We start from the raw sequence: 21,612 nt of genomic DNA on the forward strand, positions 1-21,612 counted from the left end.
ATTTTGGGTTTAAAGTGTCCAAATTATGTATTGGCGGGTTTGATTTTCCGAATTCCGAACTTTTCGTACTTCATTTTTCTAGTTATTTTCTTTTGATCCTTAAATCTTTGTAGAGAACATTTTAACAGGTTCATCACTAAACCATAAATCTGCAATACATATAACTATGCAAACTAATAATATTCAATACTTAAGAAGTTTAGACACTTTGAAAGATTCCAAATTTTTTAAAGATATTCCAAAAGACGCACTAGCTGAATTGATGGAAAAATTAGTGTATAGAAAATGGAGTAAGGGAACCTATTTAAGTGGTGCCTACGAACCGCTCCCTTTTTTTTATATTTTAGTTATGGGAAAAATAAAGGAATACCAGGTAGATGAGATTAGTGAAAAGGAACGTATCAATTTTATTTTGTCTGATGGAGACGTTTTTGATGTACTCAACTTATTGGATGACAGACCCCATAAAATTTACTGGGAAACCCTTGAAGAAACGGAAGTATTAAGGATAACCAAGGAAGATATGCTTCGCTGGATGGATAAATATCCACAAGCACAAAAACACTTATATCAATACATGGCTTCCCATGTGAGAATGTTAGAAGAGATGACCGCCGATCTTTCCATGTGTCCTACACTAGTGCGCTTGTCTAAGTTATTGATTCAGAGTTTTGATATAGATAAGGGGTGTCTAAATAGGATTGATAACCTACCTAACAGCGAACTGGCAAAATTAATAGGAACCACAAGGGCGGTTTTGAATAGACATATTCAGGAGTTAAAGGGATGCGGAGCCATATCTGTTGAGCGTAAAAAAATAAATATTGAAAATACAGAAAGACTATTGATGATAGTACAAAATAGTCATGTACCTATTGCGGCCCGTTGTTAAAGAGCAATTTTAAAGAATTATTTAGTAATATTTCGAGATTATCCGGTACAGCATTCTTTTAATATTGTATCCAAATAAGTATGGGTTTTATGCCATTAGTTTAAAAGTTCTATCAGCTTTGTCTTTTGTTATGCTTTTATAGTGGGCTTATGAGCTATTTGCTTACTATTCAATAAACAAATCTTTTTTTCCAGATTGAAAATTACTTGGTGAAAAGAGTTGCAGGTTTGGGAATAACCGGAAAGGTAAATACTGGTTTACCCGTACACCTTATCCAACATAATACAGCCAAATGCTGGTTATATTGAGGATAAAGAACACCTAAACAATGGTTTGATTAGCTTTAATTGCGCTATTTTTTAAAGCTTTTAATGATCCTACTAATTCCTTTAACGATTAGTAATACAATAAACCCTACGATTAGACCTACAAAAAATTCGGTTATAAACGAAGGTATTTTAGGGAAAATACCGTGTAGAAATTCTAAATTATGAACGAAAATTCCTCCTGAAACCAGCATAAGCGCAATAGTACCAAGCACAGAAAGACCTTTGATTACTTTAGGTAAAGCACTCACTAGAAACTTACCCACCTTATCAGAGAAACTATCATCTTCAGCATTAAGATTTATAAGTTTCCTGCCAAAATCGTCCATTCTTACAATAAGGGCAACAATACCGTAAACACCTACAGTTGCTAAAATTGCGATTAGTGAAACCACAATGATTTTCGTAGGTAGTTCAGCTTCTTCCACAGTGCCAAGCGCGACAATTACAATTTCTACCGATAAAATAAAGTCGGTTAAAATAGCCGATTTTACCTTTTCTTTTTCACGGGCTAAAATTTCTTCTTTCGATAGTTTTTCGATTCTATCGATTTTTTTATGTTCTTTATGCGGAAAGAAAAATTCGTATATTTTCTCGGCACCTTCATAAGCCAGATAAAGTCCGCCAATCAATAAAATAATATGAATTACTGATGGTAAAAAGGCACTAAGTAAAAAGCCCAGGGGAAGGATAATAAGTTTATTCAGTAAAGAGCCTTTAGTGATTTTCCATAATACGGGCAATTCCCTGGATGATACAAAACCAGAAGCTTTTTCAGCATTAACTGCAAGATCATCTCCTAAGAGCCCAGCGGTCTTTTTTCCTGCAACTTTACTCATTACTGAAACATCGTCCATTAAAGCTGCGATATCATCTAACAAAGCGAAAAATCCAGAGGCCATAAGGTTATAAAATTTTCGGGAAGATAAGATTTATTTCTTTTCCGGTGTATTCAAATTAATATTTCAAAAAATTAATTAATGATTAGTGAATACAATTTTACTATCTAACCTGCATATTTGTATTATGGTAAAAAAATAATGAATAACTCTATTTTTAAAATTATGCAGTGTTTCAGTATAAAATCGGCTTTTCTAATACTTCTATTTTTTAATGTAATTTATAAAGCCCATTCGCAGAAACTGGTACGTAGTGAAGTTATAGTATTAAGTTATAATATTCATCATGCCAATCCACCTTCGCAATCAGAAGTTATTAATCTGGATACGATTGCCACTATCATAAAAAACAGTAAAGCTGATATTGTAGGCTTACAAGAAGTAGATATATATACTGAACGCTCTGGAAAAAAACTAAATATGGCCAAGGTGTTGGCCGAAAAAGCTGGATTTGAATACTGGTATTTTTCAAAATCTATCAATTTTCAGGGGGGTGAATACGGAACTGCTATTTTATCAAAATTTCCCCTATCAGATACCATTACTACAAAATTACCGAACCCTAAGAATGCTGAGCCAAGAACACTTTCCCTGGCCAATATTCATATTAATCCTAAGCTGGAAATCAAAATAGCAAATACACATTTAGATTATACCGATGCGTCCAATAATTTGGCTCAGGTATCAGCTATTCGTAAAATACTATCCTCGGAAGATAAACCAGTGATCATTACCGGAGATTTTAACGTGGTTCCCGAAAGTTCATCGATGAATCATTTACTAGAAATATTTAGTTCTTCCTGTACAGATGTATGTGATTTTACATCTTCGGCACAACAATCGGAAAGCACCATCGATTATATTCTATACAAGAGTAACACAATTGACGTACTGGAACATAAAGTGTTAAAAGAAACATTCGCATCAGATCATTTTCCTGTAAAGGCCAGGTTTTTGATCTACAATTAATAAGAGTTTTAGACATTTTGAACTATAATTGAAGCTTTGATTGAATTTTATTCTGAAATCTAACTAACAAACCACGCCAATACGGCGTGGTTTAGGGTATATAATAATCTATGAATTTGTAAATAGTAAAGCTTTCTATCCATTCACCTTTTCTGGTTCTATGACATAATTAAAGTTTTTATTAGGTTTTATTTTTTTTTGTTGATTATAATGAATGGCAATATGCCCAAGCTGAAATACGATTTTAGCAGAATCTTTCATCGATAATTTAGAACCATCTGCATGAATCCATCTTTTTAAAGGCTGCTCACAGATAAAGCTATCTGCTTTTTCAGCTCCAAAGTGCTTTTTCATTCTCATAAATATTTCAACATCAAAAAGCCATTTTGTAATAAAACGTTCCTGAAAGGCAATTTTTATCACTTCTTTATCCATTATTTTCGCACCACATTGAGTGTCTTTAAAATTCATTTTTAGAATTTTTCGGATAATATAATTAATCGTTAAGCTAATTATTTGCCTGGCCGATTCTTTCGCGATATTCGCGCCCATTCTCGAGATTCGGCTACCACTAACAATTTTAAAGTTTGATGTTTCTATAGTTTTTACCAGGTCATCGAAATCAGTAAGATCTGTAGATAAATCGGCATCTAAAAATCCTATATAATCTAAATCGGTATAATTGGCCATGTGCAACATTCCTAATCTTACGGCTTCAGCTTTTCCCCCATTTTGCTCACAGTCATATACGGTGATATAATCTTCCCTTCCTTTTCTTAATTCTTTTAAAATATGTAAAGTATTGTCTTTACTTCCATCGTTTACAAAGCAAAGATGATAACCAGAGTGTTTTTCTACAAAATCGGTAAATTCTTTGCTAGATAATCTATCCTCTTCGTTGTAACAAGGTATTACCACACCAACGCATCTTTTTTGGATGATTGTATTTTTGGAAACCTCCTTTTGGTTTGAAGTTGCACCAATTAATCTTTTTACCCTTGCAGAAACTTCGTCTAAACTAAGGGGCTTTTTCATGTAATCTTCAACACCCAAATCAAAACTTTCAACGATAAGGTTATCATCGGTATTACCTGATAATACCATGATTGGTGTTTGACTTTTTTGAGTTCCGCGGATATATCTTATAATTTCAATGCCAGAAATTACGGGCATATTGATATCTACAATGACCAAATCTGGTTGGAAGTTATCAAAAATAGCTTTTGCCTTTAAAGCATCTGTTTCGGTTTGCACTTCATATCCCAATTCACTTAAACGTCTCTTTAAAGGAAGAAGCACTAATTGTTGGTCGTCGATGGCTAAAATTTTCATGGTTTTTAGAGTGTTTATTCAAGTCAAAAATAGATTGATTTAGAGTGTGTTAGCTTTTTAATTAGATGAAGCTTCCTTTATAGTTAGATGAATGGTTAAATTGTATCGATAAATGGATGGCTTATAGGTTAAACATTCTTTTATATTTATCGTAGTTTTATAAGAGGTATATAACGAATGAAGGAAAAAACTAATAAATACTTAATAGTAGCCCTTATTATTGGTGTTCTTTTTCATGGAACGGCGATTTTCTTTACTATAGAAAATACTTACGATGCCTTAATTCATTTATTCTTTGCAGACCATTATGCTAATAGCTGGTGGGAACCGTGGAACTATGAATGGTATACCGGCTTTACCGTTATGGGGTATCCGCCGCTGGTGCATCAGGCGATGGGATTGTTAAGTTATATTGGCGGACTTAAATTTGGTTTGTTTACGGTTGGGATTATAGCAATAATTCTTTTTATCACTGGGGTCTATCGTTTTTCTTTAATGATGCTGGGGGATCGTAAAGCAGCCGGATATGCAGCTCTTTTAGCGGTATTCTCTTCATCTTTTGTAGAAACACTGCATATTTTTGGTCAATTACCCAGCATCGTGGGGGTTTCGGTTTTAATGCATTGTATGCCTGAAATTTATATGTGGATTAAAACCGGAAAAATAGGTTCGCTGGTAAGAGCGATCTCTTTGTTAGCGGTAACAGTGACTTCGCATCATGTAACTCCTATTTTTGGAATGGTCTTTTTTATCTTTCCTTTAATCGGTATGGCGGTAATGGATAATTCCAGAGAAAGAGTAAATAATATAAAAGAAGTTACATTTAAAGTGTTTCTGAAATCTTTTTTTGAAGCTTTTAAGCGTATCGTGGTTTTTGGGGGAATATCGCTGGTCATAATCGTTGCCTGTATTTTGCCTTATTGGATCAACTCAAAAAAGAATCCGATTACGCAGGTACCAATACCGCATGGCAGTCGGGATAATTTTCTGGAAATAACATCTTCTGGATTGGTATTCTTTACCATTCCATGGGGAATTTTATTATTTCTGTTACCCTATATTTTTTATCGATACTATTCAAAACGCTATATCTTTTTTGGTCTTTCGTTTACTTTACTGACGATTTTAGGAACAGGTGGAACTACCCCAATTCCAAAAATTATGTTAGGTGATACCGCTTTTAATATTTTAACTTTAGATCGATTTACCCTATGGGCATCGATTATGGCCTTACCGATATTCGGGGAGTTTGGCTATCGTTTTACTGAAGGTGACTTGCGATGGAAAATTCAACAGAAATTAGGTGCAGTGTATCATCGCGTTTTGGGTGCTGTTTTGGTAGGAATGTTTCTATCCATGACTATTTTTACGATTACACTTGGGTATTTTAGACCTATGCAGCCGCAAAAAATAAAAACCTTACCAATTACCAATTTTCTTAATCAGGATCAACATGATCACTGGCGTTTCTTAACTTTGGGGTTTGGTGACCAGATGGCATGGCTATCAGCACAAACAAATGCATTAACCGTAGATGGGAATTACCATAGCGCCAGGCGTTTGCCCGAATTAACAACCAGGGCAATAGAGCGATTGGAAAATTCAAAATTCCGGGGAGTAGAAGGTATTGGTTCCTTGCAACAGTTTCTTACAGTCCCTGAGAAGTATAACTTAAAATATATATTTTCAAACGATAAGTTTTACGATCCTATTCTATATTTTTCAGGTTGGCAGCGACTTCAGCAGTTAGAAAACGGAATTATGGTTTGGGAAAAATTAAACGTCCCACCACTAAGCAAAATTCTTCCAAAAGAAGATGTACCAGTTTTTCTAAAAATTATGAGGGGCGTGATTCCTATCTTAACGGTACTTATCGCATTTTTTATTAATATCCAGCTAATCTGGTTTCAAACACTTAAAATTAAAATTCCCGAGAAACCCGATTTCCTAAGATTTAAAACCACTTATAATAGCTTTAGTTGGAAACTTATCAAGATTAGTCATCTTTGGGCGGTGATTTTATGTGGCGTTATTTTCTACGGAATTTATCTATTCTATATTAAAAATGCGACACAGATTAGTGCTGAAAATGTGGTAAGATCTTATTACGATGCACTCGATTTTAAAGAGTTTGAAAGGGCACACTCCTATTTAGATCCCAAAAGCGATGTAACCATTGCGCAGTATATGTTGGAAGTTTCTGTGACCGATGGGATTTTAAGTTCCTATGCAAAAATGGATTCGATTGGGTTAGAGGTTTTGAGCGAGTCTAAAGGCAGAGCAAAAATCTTAGCACATACCCAGTGGATTACTCCACTTGAAAAGATCGATAAAACCTACGAACATGATGTGGTAAAAATAGGCGGAAAATGGTTTATAAAACCGAGTACTTACGATCTGGATATTCCGCCAGATCAGTTATTTTCTGATAATCTAACGCAGTTTTATAATCATGGCCGTCGACGAATTACCACACAGCAAACCTATCATCAGGATGTTTTAAAACAGCCGGTGTTAGAGGTGCTTTCAGCAAAATTGGTGAAAAAGGGCGATCGTTATGCAATTATAGGAGAGATTCAGAATGTAGATAATGTTCCTGCCGATGTGGTGATCAAAGGAACTTTATACAACGACGACAACAAAGAACTTGCCGGCTATAGTGCAAAATATGTGATGAGCCATAAATTACTTCCGAAGGAAATTAGCAGTTTTAGAGTCGATTTTGAAGGGATCGCCTGGTTGGGGAAAAAAGATAAAATTCCGGAGACTTTTGATCCAGATGAATTTACGCCAGTAGAATTACCAGAACCACCTACAAAATTTAATTTACAGTGTGCGGGAAATGTAGCCAATACCGATTTGTATAAATACGTAGCAGTAGCCGATATAAAATACGAAAAGGATAAAATTTCGGGAACCCTTTTTAATTATGGTATTCAGGAAGTAACCATTCCAGAACTAATTTTTTCGTATTATGACGAAAATAAAGAACTCCTTTGGGTGAATCAGGATTTTATGCGAGAAGGCGTGCGGGTACAGCGAAAACAATATTTTGATTACGATTTACCAAATCTTGAAATGGTAACAATTATTAATTCCTCGATGGAAAATATTTTTGTTAATGGTTTACCCAATAAGGAAATCGCGATAAAAGTAATTCCAGATCGACAGGAGCAACATCCAAAAGAACAAATGCAGACGCTGGCGGGAAAGGGCTATCATTTTATTAAATTAGAGTTGAATAATTACGTAGGAAATCCAAAATAATGAGTCTAAAAATTAAGATCATCATATTGCTGAGTTTGGTTGTTACAGGCTCTTCTTTTGGATACTTTTACGCTGAAATTGAAGCAGAAAAAATAACGCTTTTAAATGCCAAAAATGAATATATAGCAGGAGAAACAATTCAGTTGAATTTCAATAATATCGATGAAGACTGTAAACTGTATCTTCATCATTCCTATTCCAAAATAGTTTTAAAACCTGAAATTATAGAAAATGGAGGTGTTTTTTCTATTCCTGAATTTTTAAGCTCCAAAAGCGGAAAGTTAAACTGGATTGTACTGAAAAATGACGAACAATTAAAAACCGGAAGTTTCGAGATTTTACCAAAAGTAGCCTCAAAAACGGTCATCGAAAGTTATTTTGGCCCACGTAGCATTCAGGCTGGCGATCGTGATTATTCGATGTTAGTCGTGGTCCCAATGGATGCGATGGATAACCCTTTACCCGATAGTACCCGCGTAATGCTCCATAAACAATTTTACGAAGTGATTGATTCCGTAGAAATTTTTACTGAAAAATTAATGGCCTGGAAAAATATTATGGCCTATCGAAAAGCAGGGAATATAAATGTTTCTTCCACGGTTTTAGGGATAAACTCGATCGAATTAACGACCAATGTTTTTCCTTCAAACGCCACCGATTTTCAGATTTCATCCTTTAGAAATCATGATTTTGCTGATGGCAACCAGATTACAGAGTTCACTACTTCAGAAATTAAAGACGAATGGGGAAATACGATTAGCGATGGGACATTGGTTTCATTTTATATCGAGAATGAAGCGGGAACGATACTTACCACTCGGGGAAGTTCCATTGAAGGTATGGCAACGGCAAAAATAATTCATCCCGATCATCCCGATACCTGGAAAATAAAAGGATATGTGACCGGCCTGGCTGAAAGTAATGTCCTTGAAATTAGCTTTAGACAGGCTTTGAAAGATTTTGAAATCGATTTTTATAATAAGAATAGAAGCATTAAAGTGGGGCCTTTGCAAAGTTTTATGCAACAACTGATCCCAGATGGGGCGGTAGTGAAATTATACATTTATCACCAAAATACATTAGTTGAAGTAAAGCAGGAAACCTCAAACAATGGTTTTGTAACTTTTAAACTTCCTAAAAGTTTTTATCCTGAAAACACCTATAGTTTTAAAATCGAAGCTTTGGGTAAAAGTAAAACCACAGACGTATTGAATTATGAAGAATAAGATGAATAAGAATATTTATCGGGCTGGTTTAATCGTCACTTTTGTGGCGCTAAATGCGCTGGTACTTTTTGGGTTAAGCTCGGTGTTAGCATGGTTAAATACTGGAGCCGAGCGCACCGGAATGTTGCATACCGAAGTTTTAAGTAAAGAGGTGTATTTACCAAATATCGAATGGGGAAGTTTAGAGAATCCCGGCAGGCTCATGGAAGAACAGACTTTAGGTGAAATTCAGCAGGATTATTTAAATGCCTGGTATGTAAAACACGTGGCGTATAAAACCAATAATCCCTATGGAATTGAAGATTATTATACTGATAGTTCACGCGTAAACCTTTTTAAAACCATTGCGTTTAATAAAGAGAATGATATTCATATAGAGGCTACTACTTTAAACCACCATCCTAAATTAGAATTTTATAGTGCTGATGGACAACTGGTAGTGATTACTGATGATGATGTGATCGAATATCAGGAAGTTTATGAGCAGGATCAAAAGTTATTGACGCATCAGGATACATCTTCGTATAGGGTCATGATGCTTTTGGAAGATGGTTTTTGGCGTATTCGGCATATGGTAAAACAAGCGACTACTTCTCAAGAAGATTCAGTTGTTACAAGTAAGATAGCAGCGGTTAAAGGCAATAAAATTTATGTTCAAAATAATGAATTTCAAATAAAGGGAATCAATTATTATCCAAAGGAATCGCCCTGGGATATGTTTGGAGAAAACTTCAGTAGTGATACGATTGCCAGGGATTTCGAAATTATAAAAAACGCGGGATTAAACAGTATTCGTATTTTTATTCAGTATGAAGATTTTGGCAAAGCTGAAGTGCTTCCGCAAAAATTAGAAAAGCTAAGAAAAGTTGTGGATTTGGCCGAAGAAAATCAATTAAAGGTAGTGGTTACTTTGTTTGATTTTTATGGCGATTATTCGGTTTTAGACTGGACCTTAACGCATCGCCATGCCCAACAGATTGTTTCTTCTTTTAAAGAGCATCCGGCAATTTTGGCCTGGGATTTAAAAAATGAACCTGATCTTGACTTTGATAGTCGTGGGAAAGATTTGGTAGTGCAGTGGTTGTCTCACATAGCTGATGAGATTAAAAAATACGATCCAAACCATTTAATAACTATTGGTTGGTCGTCACCTGAAGCTGCGATAAATTTAAAGAAAGAAGTAGATTTTGTTTCTTTTCATTTTTATAAAGATTTTGAAAAACTGGACTCAGATTTCAAAATTCTAGAGAAAGAAATTCCAAATAAACCTATCGTGATGCAAGAATTTGGGATGAGCTCTTATCACGGTTTATGGAATCCTTTTGGTACCGATGAGGAAGATCAGGCCAATTATCATAAAAAAATGCAAGACTTCTTTAAAAAAGAAAACCTTGCATTTATGTCTTGGACTTTATACGATTTTAAGGAAGTTCCTACAGCGGTAGTGGGGAGGTTGCCATGGAGAAAAAGCAGGCAAAGATTCTTTGGCTTTTTAGACCAGAAAGGAGAACCTAAGCCTGCTTTTAAATATATAACTCACTAACACCAATCTATTGAACTACGCTCATTCCGTTTTTGAAATTTTTATTTTTAATTCGATGAAACTGTTCTAAGTACATATCTGTAATTTTTTCCATAGGTAACGAACAACTAGCTTTATAATTTCTTTTTCCCAGCTCTACTCTATAGCCATCGTTAGAGATAATAGCATCGATTGCTTTGGCCAGAGAATCGGCATTAGAAGGCGTGAAAAACTGCCCACGATAGCCTTCTTCCCTTACCAAAATACCCAGATCTCCTAAATCTGGAAGTACGACCGCTTTCCCGTAGCTGCCGGCCTGGTGTAACACTCCGGAGCTGCCGGTAGTTGAGGTGTAGGGAAATACAACTACCGCACTTTCTCCGAAGATTACCGGTACATCTTTTTCTTCAACGTAACCGGTAAATGTAAGATTAGGAACATTTTTATATTTTTCTTTCATGCTTTCAATATAACCTGGAGTGTTTGGACTATCGGTTCCTGCAATAACAATCTCCATTTCCTGCTTAGAAGTCTTTCTTAACTTCTCGATTGCTTCAATTAAGATTTCTACTTTTTTGTAGGTGCCAAATTTGCCAAAAGTCATGATCTTTTTTGGACCCTTAGGTAGATCGTAACTCGGTTCAGCAGGGGTTTCAAAAGCACCATGCGGAATTAGCATGACGTTTTTCTTTTTATATTTTGACTTTAGGATATACTCATATTTACTAATGGTTACCGCTACAAGATCTGCCTGTAATACCAGTCTTGTAAGGGTAGAACCTATAAGATTATACATTTTTTGCATTAACTTATTCTGAGTGAATCCGGCTTTTTCAAGATCTACGGTTTCCAAAATATTATGCAATAAAACAATTGTAGGTATTCTTTTAATCTTGAAGATCATAGGAAGCATTAAACCTAATGCTGCAGCTACCTTTTTGTCTCCAAACTTCATAAACTGAAGATTGAATAAGATGGCATCTGGTTTCTCAGCGGAAATTGCCTTGTATATATTTATAATATTGGAATAGCTGTTAAACTTCCAGCAATCTTTAACGGTGATCTTGCAATTCGCATCAAAGTCAATTTGCTTTTCTTCTTCTGTATGATCTGTAATCAATACGATCTCTTCAACCTCATCTTTTAAAGCAAAATGCTTTACCAAATGATATCCATACTCCGTTAAGGTTACTTTACTAGGAGGGAATGCTGTTACAATTGCTAGTTTCATGGTAAATTTGGTTTTAAAATCTCTTTTTGAGAGGAGTTAGTTTTTCGAGGAATTCCTCGTTCATTGTTTAATTGTGATTCAAATATCCATTAAAAGCGATCTTTATTTTTTCTTCTTCGATAAATGGTAAATTACTGTAGGTGAGTTTTCTTTTTGTGTTGGTAAAAGAAATAAACAAGTTGAATGAAAAGCAACATCATCATAATAATTATCTGTACAATAACCACCTGATTTAAAGAATTATGAAAGAAAACAATTAATCCTACCTGGCCTAAGCCAAAGACACCAGATAAAGCCACCGGCATATATTTATCGATCGATAGAAAATAATACACAAATACATTAGAGATTGCAAAAAGGGATGTGGCCATAGCATACTTCCATAATAGTGGAGCAATACTAGTGTAGGCTTCTCCAAACATGATGTTTATAATAAACTCTGGGAAGAAAAATGTTACCGTAACTATGCTTACTGCTAAAAGGCTTACGAAACCAACATATTTAAAAAGCACGGGTAAGGTATTTTCGCCATTCTTCTTTTTTTGCACTACGGTTGGCAATAAGATCATTACAAACATCCATGCTACAAAGTACACTAATCGTCCTATTAAAGCTAAAGAAGCATATAAGCCTGCGTCATAAGAGTTAAAATAATGTTTTACCAATAAAATATCACTGTTGTTAATGATGATTTGTGTAAGCTCATAGAAAGCAGTGATAGCAATAAAGTTTACAAGATTTTTACGATCGTTCGTTTCTAAAGTTACTTTAGTAAAAAAGTTTCCGCTGTTTTTAAAGGGGATCAGTCCGAAAATGAATGAGATCAAAATTCCAGATGCTATTAAAACAGATGATCCATTAGCCAAAAGCGTTACCAGAAGAAGTGTGATGATCAATCTGCTAAACATTTCGGTTTGATAGGTGGCCGAAAGTTTATAGAAACTTTTACTTCCCTGATAAAATCCTCTGTTTACACTCATTAAGAAGTAAAGTGGTATTCCCACGCCAAATATGATAAACATCCATTTACTATCGGTATTAAAAATCTGCTGTAGTTGTCCCGCAAATAATACCACTGCAAGGGATGCCAATATACCAATGATAAGACTGGCCTTTTTTACATAATTAAGAAAATGAAGTTGTTTTTCAGTTTCATAACCGGCGGTGAACTTTGCAACGGTTAATTGGAACGTCATTGCTATAAAAGACAGTACCAGCAAAAAAGTGATTAATATCGCTGCATTAGCAAATTGCTCTGGGCCTAAAATTCTACCTAACAGTAAATTATATAGGTAGTTTCCTAAATTAACGCCCATTGCACTAAGCATAAAAAACTGTTCGGGTGTTATTTTTCTTACCTTTAGTTGTGATACAGTCATTTTAACTTGGTTTTAGATTAGATATCGGAACAAATATCCAAGAGATTTCAGTGAAAAGGGATTCTATTTCGTTGAGCGGAAGTTTTATGTAGATGAATGAAGACTAAAACAGACTTAACTTGCAACTACAAAAATTAACCTAGTACCCATGAAAAAACTTAACCTATTATTTTTATTGTTTTTTGGCATTCAGCTATTATCTGCACAAGACATGCAAGAAGGTTTTGGCTATTTAGAGAAAGGAAATTTTGCGAAAGCTGAAACTTTTTTTGAAGCAATCCTTAAAGAGTATCCCGATAACAAAACTGCAAATTTATGTTATGGTAGGGCCGTAGGACTAAATGGGGAACCGCAAAAAGCAACTTCAATTTTTACAGAATTACTGGAAGAATATCCTGGCGATATAGAAATCGAGCTAAATTATGCCGAATCTCTTTTATGGGGAAGTCATTTTAATAAAGCTAAGGAATACTACAGCGATCTTGTGCAAAGATATCCTGAAAATTTTGCGGCACTTTTAGGTTTTGCCAACACCCTTTCTAATTTAAAGGAATATGATAATGCATTGCTTTATGTAAATCGTGCTTTAGAAACTTCTCCCGGTAATCCAAATGCAATGGTATCTAAAAAATATATTCGCTTAGGATTTGCCTATCAAAAAATGCAAAATCAGGAGTATGAGCCCGCGATTAGTTTATTAAATAAAAATTTAGAAGACTTTTCTGGTGACCGGGAAACTTTGCTAAATAAAGCCAACATCTATTTGATCACTAAAGAGACCGAAGAAGCAAAAAATGTGTATCTAGAATTGGCTAAAAATGCTAAAGACAGTATTGTAGCGCTAAACGGAATGGCTCTAGCTGCACATATTGCAGAAAATGAAAAAGAAGCTCAGTCACTTGCGGGAAAAGCGATTGAAAAAGCCGAGGTTTTAGGCGATTCAACTTCGCTCCAGGCATCCAGAGAGCGTTATGCTCAAACTCTTGTATGGAACAAAGATTTTAAGAATGCTGAAGCTTATATTTCAGAATTAATAACTACCTATGGCGAAGAGAACTGGGTACTATCACTACGCGCTACTTTAGGAATGTATAGAAGTGATTTTAAAGAAAGCATTGCCGATTATCAGCAAATTTTAGAAAAAGATACCGCTTCGTTTGATGGAAATTTAGGGATTGCCAATGCCTATTTCGCAGATGGAGAGACAAAAAATGCCTACGATGCGGCTTATCAAACTTTAAAGGTTTTTCCCAATCAAAAAGATGCGACTAATTTTATAGGAAAGTTAGACCGCAGTTTTACTCCAGTAATAGAAGAAAAAATAAATTATACGTTCGATAATGGGGATAATAAGGCCTATGCTACAAACACCAATATTGAATTTCCGGTAAGTACAAAATTAAGCTTTAATGCCAATTACAACTATCGAAAAACCAGAAATAGTATTACTGAAAATGAAGCTTCCTCTAACAATTTCAGTTTAGGTGGTAGCTATAAATTTCATCCAAAAGCGAGTTTTCATGTTTTAGGCGGAATTAATTCGGCGAACTCTTTTAGTAATAATTACAACCAGTTTTTGGCTCAGGCTTTCTTCAAAATTAAGCCTTATAAATTGCAAGATTTAGAAGTTGGTTATAATCGCGAAGTACAAAACTTTAATGCCGATCTTTTAGATCGTGAAATTGTAGTGAATAATTACTACATGAATTATAATATGGGCACCAATTTTAATTTGGGATGGTTTACGCAGTATTATTATAGTTCACAGAGTGATGAGAATAGCAGAAATTTGTTGTTCACCTCGTTATATTATAATTTTTTATCCAAGCCGGTATTAAAAGGTGGGATTAATTATCAATTTTTGAGTTTTAAAAATCAGGTGCCTACGATTTATTTTAGTCCGTCGCGATTTAATGCAGTTGAGGTATTTGCTGACTTCCTGATGGATGAAAATGCGGTAGAAACCAAAGGTTTGTTTTATGGTTTAACAGCTGCGGTAGGTTACCAGTTTATCGAAGATGATCCTAAACAATCAACCTATCGTATCCAGGGGAAATTCGGGTATAAGTTTTCAGAGCGTTGTTTAGCGAATTTTTATGGCACTCGAAGTAACATTGCTTCAGCCACTGCTGCGGGATTTACATTTACTGAAATTGGGTTCCGATTGAAATGGATATTTTTAAATAGACCTGTGTTTGAAACCAGATAGTTAGAATCATAACCTTAATGTGTTAAGGTACCGTGAACTAAACTACCTCACGGCTTGCCGTGAGGTAGTTGTTAGAAGAATATTTTATGTCTAGACATCCCGGATAACTAAAGCAATTGTTACCAGTGAAATTAATCTCTATTGTCAAATAAGTAAACTAATTATAAATATGGTTTAGGATCTCTAGTTCTTCACTAGTCATAGGTAGCATTTCACTATTGGTCCATTTTTGTTTTTGCTTAAATTTCGCTACGGTTTTATTAAAAGCTTTTTTAGAATTATAATTGCTATTAAATTTTTTTACTTCTTTACCTTCTATTAATTTGTTGAAAGCGATTTTCCCTTTTATCCGGAAATCATAAATAGAGTCGTTCTTAAAAAGTGATTTTATATCATTAGTAATTTCAGCGTAAGACAAAAACTGTTTACCATTTTCAGAAGTATTTATTTTAATTAGTGAAGCAACCCTTGTGGTATAATTTGGATCTTCTTGAGTTAATGGGGATTGGGCAGTTCTAAAATATTCTACTTTTATCTCTTTGAGGGCCAGATTTTTTTTGCTCAGAAAAATATGCCCAATTGCTGAGTTATCTTCTTTATAGATTTCGATTTTATAAATAGTTTCATGCTTATTATCAATACGTCCAGCGTAGTTAAAATTCAGTGTTTTTAGTTTTTCTAATACGGGAGCGTTTGATAAAGTGGGATCCATCAAATTTAAAAACTCGGCCACACCACTTAGAAGGTTTATTTTCTTATATTTTTCTGTTTTTTTAACTTCATAAATTTTGGTCATATTCTCATCCTCCAGCCTAGGCTTATAAGATAAAAAGTCGGTTTCAATCATTTCCACACCCTTGCCGTTTTCTTTTAAACTGTACCTAAATATGCCTTCCTGATTATAAGGTTGTGATAAAAAGTTTTTCGGAATGTTTCTGAATGCCTTTAAAATAGTATCCTTCGCATTAAAGTTATGCAATACAACTTCGTCTAGATTATAAGCAAGGGCTTTTAAATATAGGGTATCTTTAAGATCATTTGGATTTAATTTTTTAGTTTGATACCCCAAATGCGAAAGGATGTATCGATTATGATTTTTTGGGACGAATATGATTCCCTCTTCATTACTTACACTTCCCTGATGATTTCCAAATTCCAAATTAGCATAGGGAATAGGCTGTAAACTTAACGAATCCAAGATTAGGGCTTGCTGAGCTAGGCCATTAAGCGAAAAGATGAAAGATGCTATTATCAATAGTACTTTTAGCACATGATTAGAGGGAAACATAAAGTATGATCATTTTTAATATTGGGTAAAATAAGAAAAAGAAACATAACGGCAAACCATAAAAATTTCCTCTATATGTTTTCCAAATTACTCAAATTTTCCCTTAAACTTAATCGCCTGTTCGATATGTGCCAGGTGATGATTAGAATGCCAGGCATACATACCAATGGCAGTTTTCAATGTATATTTTTGTTGTCTCTCAGGATGGTAAAAGGTTTTTTTCAAATCATCTTCTGTAAAATTATCGATTAATTTTATCCAACGATGATGTAAGCCTACCAATAATATCAGGCTTTGCTGAATATCGCACGAATAATCATCAAGTTCTGCCCATGCGGTTTCATCGTAACCTCTAATCGACGGATTATCCTCGGTTAAAGCAATTTTAAACCTGATGATGCTATTCATGTGGCTATCTGCCAAATGATGAATCACCTGTTTAATCGTCCAGCCTTCTGGTCGATACTGCCAGGACAATGCTTCTTCAGCAAGATTATTGGCGATATTCTTTATTTTGGAAGGTAATTCTGCAATGTCTTTTGTCCAGATTTCAAGCTGTTCTGAAGTAATTTCTGAAGGATTTTGGAAAGTGCCAATAGGGTATTTTAGTTGCTCGATATTCATAATACAAAAGATTAAAAAACGAATGTAATAAAAAAGAAAATGCCGGGTAACCACTCCCGGCACTTTCACTCATAACTAACCTAACCAACTAACCAATCATTAGTTTACCACTAATCCTATTTGGGATTTATCCTTATTATCTACGATAATTATACTGTTATAGATTCCCGGTGGGACGCTTTTTAATTGTATCGGGATTTCTATTTTTCCGTTATCCAACTCGTATTCTTTATGATGTACCATTTTACCTCCCATATCAAAGATCATCACCTTCGCTTTTTTTCCTGATTTTGGTAAAACAAGACTTGTATTATTTCTAAAAGGATTTGGATAATTATAAGCTTTCTTTACAGGAGTATCCACTACTGCAATAGGTTTTTCCTGCGAAGGAATTTCCCTGAAGTTTGTGAATTGAACATTTTCAATGTTTACACTAAATTGCTGAAATGCGGTATAATTCCCCTGTACTGAAAATACTACCCCTTTTAACGGCTCGCCTTTAAAACCTTCAGCATCATTGCGAAAATCTGATAATTTTAGGTTGTAGGTTTTTCCTTCTTCATTCGTATTTATGGCGTAACGATATCTTTTATTCCAGTCTGTTAATCCTTCGGTTACCAAAATCACTTCAATCGGAAGATTACTTTTTGTAGTAAATTCTAAGGCTTCAAAACCATCAGTATAAAATTGTTGATCTCCGGCCAAAATGTTTCTGAATACATTTAAAGTTCCATAGAGTTCACCATTTATAGCTACATTTCTCTCAATTTGATAAGAATTACTATTGAAACTATCCAAATTAGCCTCTTCTATACTAAAATTATTAATTCGTGTTTCGGTATCGGCATAATCAATTCCCCAGGGACCATCGGCTAAATAAAGTGCGTCTGCTTTTGGTGAATTATTTCCTTGAATTTCCAGTCCTACATCGAATAAACTTCCGGCATTTACCACAATTTCTTCTTCATAATCTGAAGTTAATCCAAGATTTTGATTAAATGCAGTTGATGAAGCGACCTCGGTAGCACGCATATTTCCCTGAAGCTTAACCGCTGCGGCACCCGAATTATTTTTGATCTTCAGATGTAATTGCCCATTTTTATAAACTCCTTTTTTTACAAAAACACTGGGAATCTCACTTTCGTCAGTATTAAAACTCAAACCATTTGCTGTTTTAAAGGTGTCGATAACATGTTTTGCCAAGGTGCTTACCTGTCCCATAGAACCTCCCCAAATTTGAAAGTTTGCATAATCTCCTTTTGGATAATCCCCAATATTCCAGAAACTGTATAGTTTATTTCCTGCCGATCCGTTAAGCTGAATGGAAAAGTTGAGAGCATATTCTAATTGCCCGCTGGCTCTAAGGATTTTAATCATAATAATTTCATGTCCGGCTAATTTTATAGTCCGTATATCTTCTAAACTCGAACTATTTAATCGGTCACAAATTACTTTAGAGTGATCGTAAATGCTGTTATCAGTTAAGGTTGCTAAAGCGGCAGCGACACGTTTATCACCCTGGTAATAATCTACCGAGAAAATCTCTTTCGCATTGGTAATCGAAAGAAGATCTTCCGGGCTAGACTCATAAGATTGCTCAGAGCCAAACATCCCGGTTTCTGGTAGTAGGGATTCCAGATTCACCTGGGAATTTTTCATAAATGGGCCTTGAGCTTTATATTTTGATTGTTTACGTTTACTATCTTTAAAATTGTTTTCTTTAATTCGGTTAAAGTTTCTTTTGGCAATTAGCGAGGCTAGATCACCATTACTTTCCAGACCGCCAAGATTGGCAGAGCTTACATCGGTAGCAGATTTTATATCTACGTAATTTGCTGTTCTAATCGCATCGTAAGGATTTGCAGTTACATAAAATAAGGCGTCATTAAAATCCTGATCGCAACTTGCATAATCTCTTCTTATATCCTCGAATCCAAGGATGAAGCGTTCGTTTTCTGGATCGGCAAGTAGCACGTTGTGATTTCGTAATTCAGGATCCGCTTCAGGATTATAATCAGGATTGGAGAATACCTGCCATTGCCCGGCGGTAACATAACCTTTCCAGCCATTTGCCAAAAGCACCCATCCAATGCCCGTCCCCGCTTTAAAATCACCGATTCTAACTTTATATCCTGCACGAAGTCCGCCTCCAGATCCGCCTTCAGAAACATTGGGGAAAATAATAGTAATATCTTCTGGCAACGGCTTTTTTACTTTTGGTGCATTGATATCATAAGTGTAAAATCCTAGTACATTTTTGTAGCCTGCGCCTTCCTTTACAAAAGTAACCCATACGGCGGCATCTTTATCTAATATCAGATCGGTATCATAACCTGCAGTGATGTAATGTGGATTGTAATCTGGAACCGGATAACCTTCGGGCAGGGCATCCATGATCATTTTCATGGTCTCAGTACTTATGTCATCACGACCCTCTAAATAATCGGGTACTCCCTGGCTATCATAGGTTCCTAAAAACTGGTAGTTTTGTGCAGTTGCGATAAAGGAAACTAAAAGACTGAGAAAAAGTAATTTTCGCTTCATAACCTGGTTGATTTATAACACGAAAATAAATGAGTTCCAGGCGATCGCTTTTTTTTATCGACAGGTTATTTTTTACTATCGGTGAATGACATAGTATTTTGGATGAATTGTAGTAGGGAGAAAGAGGATTATAAGAAGAAGCGTGTTTGTAGATAGGACTTATCAAATACTTACTCGATCTATAGATATAAATTCAGGGTCTCGATGATTATCGTGATGCTTTGAAATAAAAATGATTTTTTAAGAATAGCTTGTAGGCTTACCCCAAGGTAATTTACTAAAATAGTTTAATTTAAGGCCTGTACTTTATAGAGCACAGGCCTTAAATCTGCGCTAGTCTATAAGGTTAACAACTACGATAAGTACGTAGTTATCACGCCTGTTTAAAGAAAGATCTACGGATTGAATATGATATTCACCATCCAGGTGGTTTAGCATTCGTTCTTTTATAAGACTTTCTATTATAAATGGATTTTCGAAGTCTATAGGCTCTAATATTTCGAGATTAAATGTCTTGTTGTTCATTTTTCTTTTTTTTAGATAATACTCTGTAAGGTTAATGCTTGTTTGCATACTTTTATTGTAGCCAGAGGCTAATTTTTTTCGGCGCAATGTTACTATATAAAAGCAAACTTTATAAGTTTTTAAATGATTTTTTTTGTCTATTAAATTTATGTTTCTAGAAGTCTGATAAAAAGGGAGTAAGCCTAATATTGAATTAACATTTGGTAACTTTCGTATAACTTATAATGCTATGGATTCTAATATTTTCGTACTAACAAAAAACTTTTCTTCATATTTAACAGTTTAGTGCATTAACAAAAAAGTGGGAAGAATTTAGTTCTTCCTACTTTTTAAGACCACGAAGAAAAGCAAAAATTGTTAGCAGATAAATGACCAGGCTCATAGTTTAATTTGGTAAGAAAAACTAAGTTTAAAAATGACGATTCTAATCTGGAATAGAAATTAAGGGATTAATAAAAGCTAAGCGATTTTTTAAGATGATAAGATATAAAGTTTTATTAGTTGTATTACTTATTTTTGAATGTTGTAAAGCACAGGACCTTAGTGCCTTCGAATATGCCAAAGAAGGTCTTTTTAATCCTTCGCCATCGGTAATACTGGTCGCAGCACATCGCGGAATGCATGTTAATTACCCAGAAAATTCTATTCCCGCAATTCAAGATGCAATAGATCATCATATTGATATCGTAGAAATTGATGTGCAAATAACTAAAGATGGCATTCCCATTCTTATGCATGATAAAACTATCGATCGAATGACAACCGGAACAGGAAAAATAAGGAAACTTACGTATGCAGAAATTTGCGAATTCAATCTAGTCGATAATCAGGGAAACGAAACACCTTTTTCTGTACCAAGTCTTGCCGAAGTTCTGATGTTGAGCAAAGACAAAATTTTACTCGATTTAGATCTGAAATTAAATACCAGAAACTTGAAAAAAGTACTTGATGTTATAAAAGAACAAGAGGCTGTTAATTCGGTTGTATTTTATGAAAGCAGACATCATGTAATGAGAAAAATCAATAAATATTTACCTTCTGCTATGCGAATGACCAAGGTAAGTATGAATCGCAGAGCGATTAAAAGAGCAATGCTAAATATAGACCCGGATATTGTACACTTAGGGAATTCAGAACGGGATAGAAACCCTGCTTTGATTAAAAAAGTACAGCAATATTATAAAAAGCCCGTTTTTGCGAATGCATTAGGAAAACTTGATAAGGCGGCTGAACAAAATCCAGATACTTTAGAATATTTTTTAAATAAAGGCATTAATATTATCCAAACCGACAGGCCAGATATTGTTTTAGAATATTTAATAGCCAGGGAAAGACATCTTCGATTTTAAGGTGATATGTTTAAAATCCCTTTATTTACA

The 21,612-nt window shown here is 34.7% G+C and carries 15 protein-coding genes; 7 read left to right on the plus strand and 8 right to left on the minus strand.

Annotation, left to right across the window (positions count from 1 at the left end; all coding sequences use genetic code 11):
• The first annotated feature begins 166 nt into the window (after window positions 1–166).
• The gene (locus tag ZPR_RS04980; RefSeq protein WP_013070539.1) at window positions 167–892 is read left to right on the plus strand and encodes a Crp/Fnr family transcriptional regulator; all 726 of its coding nucleotides are present in this window, start codon (window positions 167–169) and stop codon (window positions 890–892) included.
• Window positions 893–1,244: 352 nt separating this feature from the next.
• On the opposite strand, the gene ZPR_RS04985 is transcribed toward ZPR_RS04980, so the two are convergent.
• Window positions 1,245–2,120 (minus strand): DUF808 domain-containing protein, encoded by an 876-nt coding sequence (locus ZPR_RS04985; protein ID WP_013070540.1) that lies wholly within the window; start codon window positions 2,118–2,120, stop codon window positions 1,245–1,247.
• 162 nt (window positions 2,121–2,282) lie between these two features.
• Between ZPR_RS04985 and ZPR_RS04990 the strand changes: the two genes are divergently transcribed.
• Window positions 2,283–3,086 (plus strand): endonuclease/exonuclease/phosphatase family protein, encoded by an 804-nt coding sequence (locus ZPR_RS04990; protein ID WP_148211654.1) that lies wholly within the window; start codon window positions 2,283–2,285, stop codon window positions 3,084–3,086.
• Between the two features lie 135 nt (window positions 3,087–3,221).
• Here the strand turns inward: ZPR_RS04990 and ZPR_RS04995 are convergent, their stop codons facing one another.
• A complete protein-coding gene (locus ZPR_RS04995; protein WP_013070542.1) occupies window positions 3,222–4,418 on the minus strand; it encodes a response regulator in 1,197 nt (398 codons plus the stop codon).
• Between the two features lie 177 nt (window positions 4,419–4,595).
• Between ZPR_RS04995 and ZPR_RS05000 the strand changes: the two genes are divergently transcribed.
• From ZPR_RS05000 to ZPR_RS05010, 3 genes are read left to right on the plus strand one after another with little or no spacing between them, the layout of a single operon-like run.
• The gene (locus tag ZPR_RS05000) at window positions 4,596–7,685 is read left to right on the plus strand and encodes a membrane protein (RefSeq protein WP_013070543.1); all 3,090 of its coding nucleotides are present in this window, start codon (window positions 4,596–4,598) and stop codon (window positions 7,683–7,685) included.
• Window positions 7,685–8,911, plus strand: a complete 1,227-nt coding sequence (locus ZPR_RS05005; protein ID WP_013070544.1) for a hypothetical protein — start codon at window positions 7,685–7,687, stop codon at window positions 8,909–8,911. Before ZPR_RS05000 ends, ZPR_RS05005 begins: the two co-directional genes overlap by 1 nt.
• A complete protein-coding gene (locus ZPR_RS05010; RefSeq protein ID WP_041578694.1) occupies window positions 8,901–10,454 on the plus strand; it encodes a glycoside hydrolase family 2 TIM barrel-domain containing protein in 1,554 nt (517 codons plus the stop codon). The genes ZPR_RS05005 and ZPR_RS05010 overlap by 11 nt, the downstream gene beginning before the upstream one ends.
• Window positions 10,455–10,461: 7 nt before the next feature.
• Here the strand turns inward: ZPR_RS05010 and ZPR_RS05015 are convergent, their stop codons facing one another.
• Both ZPR_RS05015 and ZPR_RS05020 read right to left on the minus strand, forming a co-directional pair.
• Window positions 10,462–11,664, minus strand: a complete 1,203-nt coding sequence (locus ZPR_RS05015; protein ID WP_013070546.1) for a glycosyltransferase — start codon at window positions 11,662–11,664, stop codon at window positions 10,462–10,464.
• Between the two features lie 131 nt (window positions 11,665–11,795).
• The gene (locus ZPR_RS05020) at window positions 11,796–13,043 is read right to left on the minus strand and encodes an oligosaccharide flippase family protein (RefSeq protein WP_013070547.1); all 1,248 of its coding nucleotides are present in this window, start codon (window positions 13,041–13,043) and stop codon (window positions 11,796–11,798) included.
• Between the two features lie 148 nt (window positions 13,044–13,191).
• Here ZPR_RS05020 and ZPR_RS05025 point away from each other — a divergent pair, with 148 nt between their 5' ends.
• Window positions 13,192–15,252 (plus strand): tetratricopeptide repeat protein, encoded by a 2,061-nt coding sequence (locus tag ZPR_RS05025; protein WP_013070548.1) that lies wholly within the window; start codon window positions 13,192–13,194, stop codon window positions 15,250–15,252.
• Between the two features lie 157 nt (window positions 15,253–15,409).
• Here ZPR_RS05025 and ZPR_RS05030 read toward each other — a convergent pair whose 3' ends face one another.
• The 4 genes from ZPR_RS05030 to ZPR_RS05045 form a co-directional block, all read right to left on the minus strand.
• The gene (locus ZPR_RS05030) at window positions 15,410–16,540 is read right to left on the minus strand and encodes a peptidase associated/transthyretin-like domain-containing protein (RefSeq protein ID WP_041578695.1); all 1,131 of its coding nucleotides are present in this window, start codon (window positions 16,538–16,540) and stop codon (window positions 15,410–15,412) included.
• Between the two features lie 87 nt (window positions 16,541–16,627).
• Window positions 16,628–17,164 carry a YfiT family bacillithiol transferase gene (locus tag ZPR_RS05035; RefSeq protein ID WP_041578696.1) on the minus strand — a complete coding sequence of 179 codons (537 nt, stop codon included), beginning with the start codon at window positions 17,162–17,164 and terminating at the stop codon, window positions 16,628–16,630.
• Window positions 17,165–17,263: 99 nt separating this feature from the next.
• Complete coding sequence (locus tag ZPR_RS05040; RefSeq protein WP_013070551.1) at window positions 17,264–19,708, minus strand: DUF4114 domain-containing protein; 2,445 nt, start codon at window positions 19,706–19,708, stop codon at window positions 17,264–17,266.
• Window positions 19,709–20,041: 333 nt separating this feature from the next.
• Window positions 20,042–20,233 carry a hypothetical protein gene (locus ZPR_RS05045; RefSeq protein WP_148211655.1) on the minus strand — a complete coding sequence of 64 codons (192 nt, stop codon included), beginning with the start codon at window positions 20,231–20,233 and terminating at the stop codon, window positions 20,042–20,044.
• A gap of 476 nt (window positions 20,234–20,709) precedes the next feature.
• Here ZPR_RS05045 and ZPR_RS05050 point away from each other — a divergent pair, with 476 nt between their 5' ends.
• Window positions 20,710–21,582: a glycerophosphodiester phosphodiesterase family protein gene (locus ZPR_RS05050; RefSeq protein ID WP_013070553.1), complete on the plus strand. Its 873-nt coding sequence runs from the start codon at window positions 20,710–20,712 to the stop codon at window positions 21,580–21,582.
• The last annotated feature ends 30 nt before the right edge of the window (window positions 21,583–21,612 follow it).

It is taken from the genome of Zunongwangia profunda SM-A87 (genome assembly GCF_000023465.1).
GTDB lineage: Bacteria > Bacteroidota > Bacteroidia > Flavobacteriales > Flavobacteriaceae > Zunongwangia > Zunongwangia profunda.